Annotated in this window: 14 protein-coding genes; 4 read left to right on the plus strand and 10 right to left on the minus strand. The window is 62.8% G+C overall.

What is annotated here, in order from left to right:
• Nucleotides 1-250: 250 nt before the first annotated feature.
• Nucleotides 251-1,147 carry a formate/nitrite transporter family protein gene (locus tag ABI582_RS08050; protein WP_338744971.1) on the plus strand — a complete coding sequence of 299 codons (897 nt, stop codon included), beginning with the start codon at nt 251-253 and terminating at the stop codon, nt 1,145-1,147.
• Between the two features lie 3 nt (nt 1,148-1,150).
• Here ABI582_RS08050 and ABI582_RS08055 read toward each other — a convergent pair whose 3' ends face one another.
• On the minus strand, nt 1,151-2,242 hold the full coding sequence (locus ABI582_RS08055; RefSeq protein ID WP_442118918.1) for an MBL fold metallo-hydrolase: 1,092 nt from the start codon (nt 2,240-2,242) through the stop codon (nt 1,151-1,153).
• Between the two features lie 130 nt (nt 2,243-2,372).
• On the opposite strand from ABI582_RS08055, the gene ABI582_RS08060 reads away from it, so the two are divergent.
• Complete coding sequence (locus tag ABI582_RS08060; protein WP_442119060.1) at nt 2,373-3,446, plus strand: diguanylate cyclase; 1,074 nt, start codon at nt 2,373-2,375, stop codon at nt 3,444-3,446.
• A gap of 50 nt (nt 3,447-3,496) precedes the next feature.
• On the plus strand, nt 3,497-6,082 hold the full coding sequence (locus ABI582_RS08065) for a bifunctional diguanylate cyclase/phosphodiesterase (RefSeq protein WP_442118919.1): 2,586 nt from the start codon (nt 3,497-3,499) through the stop codon (nt 6,080-6,082).
• Nucleotides 6,083-6,182: 100 nt separating this feature from the next.
• On the opposite strand, the gene ABI582_RS08070 is transcribed toward ABI582_RS08065, so the two are convergent.
• Both ABI582_RS08070 and ABI582_RS08075 read right to left on the minus strand, forming a co-directional pair.
• Nucleotides 6,183-6,506 (minus strand): DUF2025 family protein, encoded by a 324-nt coding sequence (locus tag ABI582_RS08070; protein ID WP_442118920.1) that lies wholly within the window; start codon nt 6,504-6,506, stop codon nt 6,183-6,185.
• A 160-nt stretch (nt 6,507-6,666) separates the two neighbouring features.
• Nucleotides 6,667-7,584 carry a LysR family transcriptional regulator gene (locus tag ABI582_RS08075; protein WP_338744975.1) on the minus strand — a complete coding sequence of 306 codons (918 nt, stop codon included), beginning with the start codon at nt 7,582-7,584 and terminating at the stop codon, nt 6,667-6,669.
• 111 nt (nt 7,585-7,695) lie between these two features.
• Here ABI582_RS08075 and ABI582_RS08080 point away from each other — a divergent pair, with 111 nt between their 5' ends.
• Nucleotides 7,696-8,454: an SDR family NAD(P)-dependent oxidoreductase gene (locus ABI582_RS08080; protein ID WP_442118921.1), complete on the plus strand. Its 759-nt coding sequence runs from the start codon at nt 7,696-7,698 to the stop codon at nt 8,452-8,454.
• Between the two features lie 145 nt (nt 8,455-8,599).
• Here ABI582_RS08080 and ABI582_RS08085 read toward each other — a convergent pair whose 3' ends face one another.
• From ABI582_RS08085 to ABI582_RS08115, 7 genes are all read right to left on the minus strand, one after another.
• The gene (locus tag ABI582_RS08085) at nt 8,600-9,469 is read right to left on the minus strand and encodes an efflux RND transporter periplasmic adaptor subunit (protein ID WP_442118922.1); all 870 of its coding nucleotides are present in this window, start codon (nt 9,467-9,469) and stop codon (nt 8,600-8,602) included.
• Between the two features lie 12 nt (nt 9,470-9,481).
• Complete coding sequence (locus ABI582_RS08090) at nt 9,482-9,688, minus strand: DUF1656 domain-containing protein (RefSeq protein WP_016498267.1); 207 nt, start codon at nt 9,686-9,688, stop codon at nt 9,482-9,484.
• Entirely contained in the window at nt 9,675-11,663 is a 1,989-nt protein-coding gene (locus tag ABI582_RS08095; protein WP_442118923.1) for an FUSC family protein, read from the minus strand. Before ABI582_RS08095 ends, ABI582_RS08090 begins: the two co-directional genes overlap by 14 nt.
• 298 nt (nt 11,664-11,961) lie before the next feature.
• Nucleotides 11,962-12,078 carry a cytochrome c oxidase subunit CcoM gene (gene ccoM / locus ABI582_RS08100; RefSeq protein ID WP_003254862.1) on the minus strand — a complete coding sequence of 39 codons (117 nt, stop codon included), beginning with the start codon at nt 12,076-12,078 and terminating at the stop codon, nt 11,962-11,964.
• Nucleotides 12,079-12,212: 134 nt separating this feature from the next.
• On the minus strand, nt 12,213-12,374 hold the full coding sequence (locus ABI582_RS08105; protein ID WP_003254864.1) for a hypothetical protein: 162 nt from the start codon (nt 12,372-12,374) through the stop codon (nt 12,213-12,215).
• Nucleotides 12,375-12,440: 66 nt separating this feature from the next.
• A complete protein-coding gene (locus tag ABI582_RS08110) occupies nt 12,441-12,770 on the minus strand; it encodes an aspartate-semialdehyde dehydrogenase (protein ID WP_442118924.1) in 330 nt (109 codons plus the stop codon).
• Between the two features lie 63 nt (nt 12,771-12,833).
• Nucleotides 12,834-13,529, minus strand: coding sequence for a M949_RS01915 family surface polysaccharide biosynthesis protein (locus ABI582_RS08115; protein ID WP_138737650.1), 696 nt, complete (start codon nt 13,527-13,529; stop codon nt 12,834-12,836).
• Nucleotides 13,530-13,609 lie beyond the last annotated feature (80 nt).

Raw genomic sequence — 13,609 nt, forward strand, 5'->3', positions numbered from 1 at the left:
TTTCCTCATGTGCTGTCAAGCGTTTATTTTGAAGTTTTTTACAACCGCTTTCTTTCGAAAGCTAACAACTTCAAACACTTACCGCTTGCCCCGAAGCGTTTGTCGCTGCGAGGAGGCGAATAATACGCGCTTTGAAATTAGAGTCAACACCTTGATCTAAAAAACTTTCCCAAGGTGTTTCGCTGCCACCTGGCAACTAATGAAAGCGCAGCGGATCTGTAATGAAACACCCACACGGAGCGGAGCGGCCATGAGCGATGCGCAAAGCGAGAAAACCCCGGGCCTGTCTGCAGATGAAGAGCAGGAAGTCAGCCACAACCAGCCGCCGCGGGCGGCAGTGCTGCACGAAATCATTCGCTACCAGGGTGACCAGGAGCTGGAGCGTACGCTCGCCGCGCTGTGGTGGTCGGCACTGGCCGCCGGCTTGTCCATGGGGCTGTCACTGATGGCCATGGGGCTGTTCTACGCCCGCCTGCCGGACGGTGACAGTGCCCAGGTGGTTGCCAGCATCGGCTACAGCGCAGGCTTTCTTGCCGTTATCCTGGCACGCCAGCAACTGTTTACCGAGAACACCCTCACCGCCGTGCTGCCCGTCATGACCTCCCCTACCCTGGCCAACTTCGGCCGCCTGTTGCGCCTGTGGGGCGTGGTGCTGCTCGGCAACCTGGCCGGTACCCTGCTGGTGGCCTGGGTCATGCTGGAGCTGCCGATATTCGACAGCAAGACCGATGTGGCCTTTTTGGAGATCGGCCGCAAGGTCATGAAGAACGACATCAGCCAGATGTTTGCCAAGGGCATCGTCTCGGGCTGGATGATCGCCACCATGGTCTGGATGATTCCGTCCATGGAGCACGCCAAGATCTGGATCATCCTGATGATCACCTACCTGATGGCCCTTGGTGACTTTACCCATATAGTAGTGGGCTCGGTCGAAGTGTCTTATCTGGTCTGGGCCGGCGATGAGACCTGGCGCAGCTTCTGGCTGGAGTTCGCCTTGCCGACCCTGGCGGGCAACATCATTGGCGGCAGCTTTATCTTCGGCCTGATCAGCCATGCCCAGGTACGCAGTGACAGCGGCAAGCCACCCTCGCAACTATTGAAAGACGACCAGGACCGACCCTCACGCAGCAAGGAGCACAAACAATGAAGTTCAGCGTGCCGCCATTGTGCGTTCATTCGCCTGGCCCCGCTGACGCAAGGGCCGCGGTTGCCACCAGTTCTGCCCGGCATGCGGAGAGTCGAGGCTGACACGCTCGCCCATCTGCGGTGTGGTCAAGCGCACCTGAGCCTGGTTGGCCAGCGTGAGGATGCGATCGAAGGGTTCCTGCCAAGTGTGGGTGGACAGGTCGAAGGTGCCGTTGTGAATCGGCAGCATCCAGCGCCCGCGCAAATCCAGGTGGGCCTGCAGGCTCTGCTCTGGCTGCATGTGCACATCGGGCCAGGCGACGTTGTAGGCGCCGGTCTCAATCATGGTCAGGTCGAACGGCCCGAAACGCTCGCCTATCTGGTTGAAACCGTCGAAGTACCCGGTATCGCCACTGAAGAACACCCGCACATCCTCATCCACAATCACCCAGGACGCCCACAACGTCCGATTGCTGTCCAGCAGCCCGCGCCCGGAAAAGTGCTGTGCCGGGGTAGCGACGAAGCGCACGCCTTCCACCACGCTTTCCTGCCACCAATCCAGCTGTCGCACTTTCTCCGGGGCCACGCCCCAGCGCATCAGCAGGTCGCCCACACCCAGTGGCGCCAGAAACACCCCGGTGTGCGGCGCCAGCTGGCGAATCGCCTGCTCGTCGAGGTGGTCGAAGTGATCGTGCGACAGCACCACCGCAGCCAGAGGTGGCAACTGCTCCAGCGTCAGCGGCGGCGCATGGAAGCGCAGCGGGCCGGCCCACCGTACGGGGGAGGCGCGCTCGGCGAACACCGGGTCGGTAATGAAGAAGCGCCCGCGCAGCTTCAGCAATACTGTGGAATGGCCCAGGCGCCACAAGCTGTGGTCCGGAGCATCGAGCACCTGCTGGCGCGTCATGGGCTGAAGGCTGATGGGCGCGGCTGGTCGGGTTTGCGGCGGTTTGCGCAGGAACAGGTACTTGAGCCCGATGCGCAGTTTTTTCAGCACGCCATCCTCTGGCCGCGCGGCCTGGTTGTAAAAACGGCCGTCCCGCTGTGGTGCCGGCTCGCCGGCGTGGTTGGCCAAAGGAACCATCAGCAACACTCCAAGCAACAGGAAAGCCTTCATGTTACCCCACAGTGATCGGATCAACCGTGAATTGGCTTGTAAGGTCATTTTTCGCCGATGAAGCAGTGTTCAACAATATTCACGTGCGTTATGCGATAAACGGTACCCCGGCAGAAGAACGATGACCATGATGGACAACCGCAGCGGCAAAGGCCTTTCATTCGTCAAACGCATCTACCTGCCGCGCGTGATCGGCCTGGGTATCGGCCTGCTCAGCGTCATGGCTGGCATGGCACCGCTGGCGCCGCCTGCCTGGGTATGGGGGCTGCTGCTGTTCAACGGGCTACTGTGGCCGCACGTGGCCTACTTTTGGGCTACCCGTTCGGCCACCCCTTACCAGGCCGAACAGCGCAATTTGCTGCTCGATTCACTGATGGGCGGGTTCTGGACCGCCGCCATGCACTTCAACCCGTTGCCCAGCGTGACCGTGCTGTCGATGATGACCATGAACAACGTGTCTGCCGGCGGCAAGCGGCTGGTTGTTCGCGGGGCACTGGCCCAGCTGGCCGGCATGCTCGTCGCCGCTCTGGCGCTGGGCCCCGGGCTGCAGCTGAACGCCACGCCCCTGCAAGTTTATGCCTGCCTGCCAATGCTGACGCTATACCCGCTGGCCCTGGGCTGGGTGTGCTACCAGCTGGCGATCAAGCTGGCCGACCACAAGCGCCGGCTGAGCGCCCTGAGCCTCACCGACAGCCTGACCGGGCTGCTTAACCATGGCGCCTGGAAAGACCTGCTGCTGTTGAAGTTCCAGGCCTGCGGGCTGCAACAGGGGGACGCGGTCATTGCCCTGATCGACATCGACCATTTCAAGACCATCAACGACACCTTCGGCCACGTGGTCGGCGATTGTGTACTGCGCCAGCTCAGTGCAGAGCTAGGCCGCAACCTGCGCGAAGGCGACCAGGCCGGGCGGTACGGCGGCGACGAGTTTTGCGTGATCCTGCCGGACACCAGCGAGGCCCAGGCCTGCCACGCCATGGAGCGCCTGCGCGAACGGGTCGCCAACTACCGTAACCCGCAGTTGCCGCACCTGCGCATCAGCCTCAGCATCGGCCTGTCAGCATTCGAGGCTGGCCTTGAGTCCCCGGAACACTGGCTGGAACAGGCAGACAAGGCGCTTTACACCGCCAAGCACGCGGGCCGTGACCGAGTCAATTTTGCCCGCAGCGAGGCTGCGACGCTCAAGCTGGCCTATCCTGATTGAACCTCCTGCCTGATTGCCCGGTGGGGGCTGCTTGAAGGAGCCGCTCGCGCATGGCCAGGACCGCCAACCTTCCACCCGCAAGCCCGACGCCGCGCTTTCAGGTACGCTACCTGATTGCCGGTTTCAGCACAGTGTTCGGCCTGGCCTGCCTGGTCATCCTCGGCGCCTTGTTCAATATCGCGACCACGCTCGACCAGCAGGAGCGCCAGCGTAGCGCCTTCCATGCGACCCAGGCGCTGGAACAACGGCTGCTGGCCTCGCGCCAGTTTCTGTCCAGCTATGCCGTATGGGATGCGGCCTTCGAGCACCTGGCGGGCCACGCCGACTGGCAATGGGCCTACGAGGAAAAGAACGTAGGCGAGTCGCTGTACAGCGCCAGCGGCTACGAAGGGGTGTTCGTGGTGGAAAACGACCGCACCACCTACGCCCTGTTCAAAGGCCAGCCCAGCCAGGCAGGCGCCAACACTTATATAGACGCACCGCTCCAGCCGATTATCGACCTGGCCCGTGCGGCAGCCATTCCCCGCGAGCAGATCACCCGTTTCGTGCTGTTCAATGGCTGGCCGGCCATCCTCAGTGCCGCAGCCATACGCCCGGACCGCGATGTCACCGACGGCGAGGTAAGCCAGGCGCCGGTGATGCTGTTCGTCGATCAGCTTACCGAAGAAAAACTGGCGCAGTTGGGCAAGGGTGCTGGCTTGGCTGGCATGCACGTGGAAAAGGAAGACATGCAGCAGCATGACCACCTGCGAATCGACCTGGGTGACACCGGCTATCACCTGTCCTGGAGCAGCCCGCTGCCTGGGCAACAATTGCTGTGGGGGGTAATGCCAGCCCTGTTGAGCGCACTGCTTATACTTGGCCTGATCATGCTGTACCTGTTCCGCCTCACCCTGCGCAGCTCGCGGGCAATCGGCCTCACGCTTTCGCACTTGCATCAGAGCAACAAGGCCCTGGAGGCCAGCGAACAGCGCTTTCGCGCAGTGGCCGAGTCAGCATCAGACTGGATCTGGGAAACTGACCGACAACAACGCCTGACGTACCTGTCGCAGCGCTTTGCCAATGTCACCGGCTACCCGGTGGACGACTGGCTGGGCCACCCGCTCAACCAGTTGCTCGCCTGCGATACCACGCCGCTCTCACCTTGGCTGGACGCCCTCGCCAACGCAGACCCGCAACAGTTGGCCAACCTGCGCTGTACTTACCGCGACCAGAATGGCCAGAACCGCTACTGCAGGATTTCGGCCCGCGCCATCTGGCATGACGACAAACCCATCGGTTTTCGTGGCACCGCCAGTGACATCACCGACGAAGTCGACGCCCATGCCCGCATCCAGCACCTGTCGCTACACGACCCACTCACCGGCCTGGCGAACCGCAACAAGCTCGCCAGGCACCTGGAACAAGCCCTGCTGCGCGGCAATGAATCGCCGCCACTGACCTTGTTGCTGCTGGATCTGGACAACTTCAAACCGATCAACGACTCACTCGGCCATGCCGCCGGGGATGCGGTGCTGCAGGAAGTGGCGACGCGCCTGCGCGACACTACCCGCGATGGCGACCTGGTCGCACGCCTGGGCGGCGATGAGTTCATTGTGGTGCTCAGCGGCATGGACAACCGCAGCGAAGTGGACCGCTTCTGCGCACGGCTGATCGGCCTGCTGCAGCAACCCATCAGCTTTGACAGCCAACCGCTGCACGTCGGGGTCAGTATCGGCGTGGCACAGACCCGCACACAAGGCTTCGATGCCGGCGAACTGATCCGTTGCGCCGACATTGCCCTCTACCAGGCCAAGGCCGATGGCAAGAATACCTGGCGCTACTTTGCCGCTGAAATGAACCAGCAGATCCAGTACCGCCGCCAGTTGGAAAACGACTTGCGCCGGGCCCTGCGCAACCAGGAGTTCGTGCTGCACTACCAGCCACGCTACCGCCTCAGCGACCTGCGCATCGTCGCGGTCGAAGCCTTGCTGCGCTGGCAGCACCCACAGGAAGGGTTGCTGGGGCCGGACACTTTCATCCCGCTGGCCGAGCAGAGCGACATCATCGTCGCCTTGGGGCGCTGGGTGCTTCGCGAAGCCTGCCGCACTGCCCACGACTGGCCCGCCGACATTCTGGTTTCGGTGAACCTGTCGCCTGCGCAGTTCCTGCGTAGCGATGTGGTCGCCGACGTGCGCGAGATCCTGCTGGACACCAGCTTCCCGGCCCAGCGCCTCGAGCTGGAGATTACTGAAAACGTGATGCTCAACGACATCGAGGGCGCGCTGGGCACCATGCTGTCACTCAAGGAACTGGGCGTGCGCCTGAACATGGATGATTTCGGCACCGGCTACTCATCGCTGGGCTACCTGCGTACCTACCCGTTCGACAGCATCAAGATCGACAAGCGCTTCATCAGTGGCCTGAACAGCAACGGCGGCAGCGACCGCGCCGTGGTCCAGGCCATCATCAACCTGGGTGAGGCGATGGGGTTGACGGTGACGGCCGAAGGCGTGGAGAGCGAACAGCAGCTCAAGGCACTGGAGAAAGACCGCTGCCATGAGGTGCAGGGCTTTTACATGAGCCGGCCGCTGGACAGCGCCGGGGTGGCGGCGCTGCTGCTGCACCCCTCTCAAAGCACTGCACAGCCCTTGTAGGAGCAGTCTTGTACTGCGAAGAGGCCGGTAAAAGCTGCACAGTAGATGGTGGCTTCACCGGCCTCTTCGCAGCACAAGGCTGCCCCTACAAGGGCCGTTTTTATTGCTGCATGCTCCGTTCGGCCACGATCTCTGGCAGATCCCGGCGGCGCAGGTAGGCGCGCAGTGGCTCAGCAATGTTCAGCCGGTCATCCACATGCTGCTCCAGCAGCAGCCCCAGCCGCTCACGGCAAAGCGCCATACGCTGCCCTTGCTCGGCACGCCAGACAAACTCGCTGCAGGGGGTAATGCTGTCGTCGGCCACGTCCATGCCGAACGAGTCCTCGGAAAAACGCACGATATGAACGTCGCGCTTACCATGAAAACCGACAAAGCCCTTGAGCTGGTCGGCGGCGTTGCAGATGTCCTGGGAAGTGATGGCCATGACGTAACCTCGCAATGAAATCGGAAGATACGCACGCCTGGCGGGGATCGGTTGCCTCTACCGGGCAACTCGCAAACTGGAGCCTAACGCAAGTGGCAGGCCGTTCGCCACGGGTTTTGGTGCTTGCCCCGCACGTCTGCACCTGCGCCCGGCACCCTGTTCAGCGTTCACTTGGCGCTGGGTCGACCTGCGATGCCAGCACCGCCGCCAGCCACTGCATGAACGCCTGAACCCGGCGCGGCACGTGCCGTTGCCGGGCATACAGCAGTGACACCGGCATGGCCGGGGGCTGCCAGTCTTCCAACAGCGAAACCAGCTCGCCTCGCTGCAGATGCTCGGCCACACCCACCGCCGGTACCTGGATCAACCCCAGCCCGGCCAGGCAGGCCGCCGAGTAGGCCTCGGCGTTGTTGACCGTGACCACACCGGCCATGGCCTGGTAATGCAGCTCACCACCTTGCAGGTATTCGAACCCGGCGCTGCGCCCACCCAGGGTACGCACGTAGTGCACCAGCTGGTGCCCGGCCAGCTCCTGCGGCGTCTGCGGTACCCCGTAGCGGGCCAGGTAGGCGGGGCTGGCACAGTTGCGCATGCTCAGTTGCCCGACCGGCCGCGCCACCACATCCAGGTCATGCAGGGCACCTATGCGCATCACGCAGTCAAACCCTTCGCGCAGCAGATCCACCTGGCGGTCTGTACAACTGAGCTCCACCTCCAGCCGCGGAAAGCGCTGCAGAAACTGCGGCAACGCCGGGATGATGACCCGACGGGCCATCATGGTCGGCAGGTCGATGCGCAGGCGCCCGGCCAGCTCGGCACCGTCGGCGCTGAACAGGCTCTCGATCTCGTCCATGCCTGACAGCAGGTCTTTGCTGCGCTCGTACAGCAAGGCGCCATCCTGGGTCGCCTGTACCCGGCGGGTAGTACGGTTGAACAACTGCGTGCCCAACAATTTTTCCAGCGCCCTGACCTGCTCTGACACAGTCGAGCGGGGCAGCCTCAGGCTCTCGGCAGCCAAGGTGAAACTGCGGACCTCACTGACCCGCACGAAGGTGCGCAACAACTCAAGCTTGTTCATTCGGGCCTCGACTCTCCGGATTTACCGAACAGTATTTCCATTTCCGCAGGATTTAACAGCGTCACGCCGACCAATAACCTGCGCTCATCTACCCACATTGAGGTTTCCACCATGACCCGCAAAATTGCCCTGATCACTGGCGCCAGCCGCGGCCTTGGCCGCAATGCTGCCGAACACCTGGCCGCACGCGGTATGGATGTCATCGGCACTTACCACAGCAAGGCCGACGAAGCCCAAGCCGTAGTTGCCCGACTGGAACAGGCCGGGGCCAAGGCGGCCATGCTGCAACTGGACGTGGGGGACAGCAGCAGTTTTGCCAGCTTCGCCGAGCGCCTGGGCACCACACTGCAGCAGCACTTTGGCCGCGAGCGTTTTGACTTTCTGGTGAACAATGCCGGGATCGGACTGAACGTGCCGTACATAGAAACCAGCGAGGCGCAGTTTGACCAGTTACTGAATATTCAGCTCAAAGGGCCGTTCTTCCTTACTCAGCGCCTGCTGCCGCTGTTGGTCGACAATGGCCGAATCGTCAACATTTCCACCGGCCTGGCGCGCTTTGCGCTGCCGGGGTATGCCGCCTATGCCGCGATGAAGGGCGCAATGGAGGTGCTGACCCGCTACCAGGCCAAGGAACTAGGCGCGCATGGCATTCGCGTGAACATTCTGGCGCCGGGGGCGATCGAGACCGATTTTGGCGGCGGTGTGGTGCGGGATAACCAGCAGGTGAATGAGTACATTGCGGGCAATACGGCGCTGGGCCGCGTGGGCTTGCCGGATGATATCGGGGCCGCGATTGCGCTGTTGCTGGAAGACGGCAATGGCTGGATTACCGGGCAACGGCTGGAAGTGTCGGGCGGCATGTTCCTCTGAGGCTCACGGCACGCCAGGCGATGCGCCGTACGTGTAGGAGCAGCCTTGCGCTGCGAAGAGGCCGGCATGACCAACACAACTACATTGCCTGTACTGGCCTCTTCGCAGCACAAGGCTGCTCCTACAAGTTAACAAGGCAGCACCATCAGTGCTCGCCCCGGTCCTCATGCACCTGCACGCTCGCGGTCATGCCTGCACTCAGGGTCACCCCTTCCGGCACCTGGTCCAGGCGAATCCTTACCGGTATGCGCTGGGCCAGCCGCACCCAGTTGAAGGTAGGCTCCACCTCCGGCAGCAACTGGCTGTCAGGGTTACTGTTGCGGTCGGTGATGCCGCGGCTGATGCTTTCCACATGCCCTTGCATCGGTTCGCCGGCGCCCATCAGCCAGACTTTCACCGTGTCCCCCACACGAATACGCGGCAGCTTGGTTTCCTCGAAATAGGCCTGGATATAAAAGGTTGAATCATCCACCAGGGCCATTACCGATTGCCCGGTGTTCACATAGTTGCCCTCGGCCAGACGCAGGTTGGTGATATGCCCGCTGCGCGGCGCCCGCACTTCACTGCGCGCCAGGTTGATCTTGGCCACCTGCAACTGCGCTTCAGCTTCATGCAGTTCGCCGCGGGCGATAGCGGCATTGATCTGGGCGTTTTCACGCAGCTCGGCACTGATCGCCTCTGGCCCCAAGGCGGTACGCCGGGCTGCCTCGCGCTCGCGCAAGCGCAGTTGCTGGGCGCGGGTCTCTGTTACCGCACTGGCCTGGTCGAAGGCCGCCTGGAAGCGCTCGCGGTCGATGCTCATCAACAGGTCGCCAGCCTTGACCTGCTGGTTATCGCGGGCCTTGAGCTCACGTACCCAGCCGGACACGTCAGGGGCGATCACCACCACATCGGCGCGCACACGGGCGTCGCGGGTCCAGGGCGTAAGCATGTAGTACTGCCACAGCTGGTAGCCGGCCCACACGGCCAGAGCCACCACACACAGCGTCACCAGGGTACGTACGGCCGCACGCATTGAAACACTCCTTTATAAAGCTCCCAGCAGCCTCACCACCAGGAACAACACACAAACGAACAGCGCTGCATCGAACAACGCTTCATGCCAGATCCAGCGCCCCAACGGCGTCGCCTGCACCACCAGGCGCAACACGCCTGTGATCACCAGCGCCAGCAACACATAAAGCAGAAACGGGCTGAGCAGCACGCCGCCCACTTCCCATTCACGCAACCCCATGGGCTTCCTCCTGCCAACGGCACCATTTGCCCCAGCTTTTCTGCAATTGCAGCACCGCACCTTCGGCCAGCCGCAGCGGATCACTCGCAGGCAGCCGACGCAAAGCGGCAATAAACTGTTCACTGGCGGCGTCCAGGCGCTGCCCACGCCCGGCGGCCGGCCCCTTGGCGAGTACCGCCTCAACCTGCTGCAAGTACTCGCGCTCGGCCCGCCCCAGGGGGGCTTGGGCGACGGCCAGGCACATGCGCAGGTGCACCAGTTCATCGCCAATATCCAGCCCATGCAGGCCGTCATCCCAGCGCTTGCGCTCGCTTTCGGGCAGCTCGCCAGCATGCCGCGCCAGTTGCATCAGGCGGTCGGCCATGCGCCCGCCAAACCAGCTGTCGGCGCCGCGCAGGTCGCGCCGGGTCAGGCGCACCAGGTCGCTCTGGGTGGCTGCCCGCAGGCGCCGCCCCAGCCAGGCCGGATGGCGAAACACCAGTAAACGGAAGGCCATTACCGCTGCCGACACCCCCACCAGCATGGCCAGTGCACTGTTGAGCATTGTCGCCACACCAAACTGCATGGCGTTGAGCGGGGACACCAGCACGATGAAGTGCAGGCAATAGGAAGTGGCGGTGGCCCCGGTGCGTGGGTGGGCCATGCCCAATGCGCCGAAAAACAACGGCACCCCCATGCCCAGGCAAAGCATGGCGAAGCTGCTCCATTGTGGCAGCAGGATCTGCCCGACCAGAAACGCCGCAGGTATCGCCAGGAAGATCCCGCGCAGGAAGCTCAGGCCAATCTGCGCGCCGTTCTCGCGGCTGGCGAACAGGCTGCAGACTACGCAAGTCAACACCAGGCCACCCGGCGCCGAAGGCCACGCTGTCGCCAGCCAGAAGCCGCTCATCACCAGAAAAGCCAGTGCGCTGCGTGAGCCGAACAGCAAGGCCAGCGACCAGTCGCGGTGCACGGCCAGGCCTTGCGACACATCCTTGGGCGCCCTGCCCGCCTCCACATCCTCCAGCGCCACGCTGGCGGCCATGGCGTAATCCAGTAACAAGGCCATGCGCGCCAGGCAGTAGTGCTCCGTCGAACTGATCTGCTCATCATGGGCGGCATCCCAGATGCGCTGACGCAGCAGCAACAGGCTGGGCTGGTCGGGTTTGGCCAGAAGCGCGCGAACCTCTGCCAGCCAGTGTGCCAAGTGTGCTGCCTCACGCTCATCGAGTTGCCGCCACTGCCGGCGCACCGAGCGCGAGATGCGCAACAGCACCATCAGCTTCTGGCTGAGACCACGAATGGCGCGGGCACGCTGGCGCCCGCGGTTGCCCTCGAACCAGGCATGTTCACGCTGGCTGTCGATGGCAACGATACGCCCCAGGCTCTCCAGCAAGCCTTTGCGCGCCTCATCCTCGCCGCCCAGCATGGCACTGGCAGCCTGCAGGCCGTTCTGCCAGGCCAGCCGGGCCTGCCCGCCCAATTGCTGTTCCACCCGCATTGGCCAGAGCAAGGCACTGGTGGCGGTGGCGCAAAAAATGCCCAGGCAGATCTCGGTACAGCGCGCCACGGCCTGGTCGAACACCTGCAACGGGTGGTCGATGGCCGGCAAGGCAATAATCGCCGCGGTGTAGCCAGCCAATACAAAGGCATAGGCCCAGGCGCTGCGCAGTTGGGTCGAGGCAGCAGTGCACAGCGCCAGCCATAGCGCCAAGGTAATGAGGAACAAGCCCGGGGTCTGGGCAAACAGGCCGATGAACACCACTGACATGACCGTGCCGACCAAGGTACCGGCCAGCCGTGCCAGGCCTTTCTGCACCACCATCCCTGACAGTGGCTGGGCGACGATGAAGGCCGTCATCAGTGCCCAGGACGGCTGCTCCAGGCCCCAGCGCATCGCCAGCCACAACGCCAGGCCGCCACCGAGCAGGGTCTTGATGGCGAACTTGAAGGCGAGGCTGGTGGGGGCGAACAGGGCCTGAAGGGTGATGGGCACTAGGCGGACCTTGCGGGGAATGGTCGTACTGAAAAGATAGACAACGGAGAGAAGGATAATGCGGAAACGATTAATTAGCTAGCTAATCATCTTTATTGGAACATCGGTAAGCCTGTGCTGGCCCTTTCGCAGCACAAGGCTGCTCCTACACAGATCCCATGGACTCAGGCACCGCGCTCAACCTGTAGGAGCAGCCTTGTGCTGCGAAAGAGCCGGCACAGGCCACTTGAATCCCAGGCAAAAAAAATGGGCGACCGAAGTCGCCCTAAATGCCTTGCGTGCTCGTATACCCGAAAGGTCAGCGCGGCTTGCGCTTGTTCGAGTCCTTCCAGATGAAAATGCCCAGACCGGCAAAGAAAGCGACCATCAACCCGACCGTTACCACACCAGCGATAACCACGTTGTCGAAGAACATGCTGGCCTCCCATTCGTCTGCCGTTGTCCGATGGGTGAACGTTAACCAATCTGAGGGGGGAGAAAATTGATCAGGGTCAATGGTGCCCGGGGCCGGGCACGCGAGGCGGGTGCAGGGTTGACCTGCGTCAAGATTCAGCGCTTCTTCGGTTTGCCCTTGGGCTTCTTTTTCTTGCTGGTACTCAACGGCAGGGCCTGCTCGAACGCGTTGCGCATTTCGTTCAGGCGCTTTTCCTTGAGGTCGTGAACACGCTTGGCGCGTTCGGCATCAAAATCGATGAGGTTGTCTTGGCTCATGAGTGGCTCGACGATCAACTGAGGCTTGCATGATGAAGCCCGGCGCAGGCGCTGACCAGCCCCGCGTCAGACTTCGATGTCCACCAGTAGCCCCTGGCGTACGTGCTCGTCCATCAACGGCACCACCGGTACGGTATTGTCGGCGTTGACCTCATCACCTGGCACGGCACTGTAGCGGTCCTGGCCACCCTGCTTGCGACGTTGCTGCTGGCGACGCTGCTCATCACGCAGCAACAATGCCTGCTCCTGTGGGTCGCGCTGCTGCTTGAGGTCGATGGCACTTTCGCCGGACGCAGGCTGCGTCGGCACCACCGGCTTGATGTCGGGGGTCGGCTTGACCGGGTCCTGTTGCGAGGTCACCGGGGCGGCGCTGAGCGGGATGATTGGCGGCAGCATGGACGTTCTCCTATGCCCCCTGTATCGGCAGGCGCGGGTTTACCTTGATGTCATGGACAACAATTACTCGGCTTCGTCGTCAGGGTCGTCGTCGCTTGGCGGGCTGGCTTCGCTCCAGGGCCGCTTGTAAACCTGCTGCCAGACCGCATCCATGTGGTCGCGCAGCACCTGCGGCGCGGCTTTGAGCGAGGCACTGTCATCCCGGTCACCGCCGATCGGCTCCTCACCCGCTGGGCTGATCAGCGACTGGCCGGTGATGGTGTAGCTGGCCTGCCCTTCACGCATTTCAATGGCTATATCGTGGGGGTCGATGCCGCCGCCGCAGAAGGCATGGCTGGCCACCGTAACCTCGGCGACGCCGTCCTTGTTCAGGTCGCTGACATCACTGACGTCGGTATAGAAGTCCACGTCCAGGTCCAGCCCCGGGCAGGTGGTTTCCTGCTCGATCTGCCAGCGTGCCTTGAATGCATCGCTTTCGGCAGTGCGCCCGTACAGGGTGGCCTTGAGCACCACCTTGTCCACTTCCTGTTCGCTTTCCGGGTCGCTGGCCTGGCCATCGCTGCGGCTCAATACCAACAGGCCTTCACCGTCGCGGTCACGAAAGTGCACGCTCTTGATCGGCGTCTGCACGCCCAGTACCTCAAGCTGCTCCATCGGGATGGCGGGCAAGGCCTCGAAGTTTTTCTGCTCGCAGGCAGTCAGCAGCAACAGGCTGCCCACGGCCATGGAAGCGCTGATCCAGCGGTGCTTGGCAGACATGTTGATCCGGGGCCCTCGTCAGCTGCGCGGTGCGAGGCGATGAAACGGCTAGACTGACTAACTTCCTGTTGTCGATCGGC

The organism is Pseudomonas sp. SAS7 (genome assembly GCF_052112345.1).
In the GTDB taxonomy this organism is placed as follows: Bacteria; Pseudomonadota; Gammaproteobacteria; order Pseudomonadales; family Pseudomonadaceae; genus Aquipseudomonas; species Aquipseudomonas putida_Q.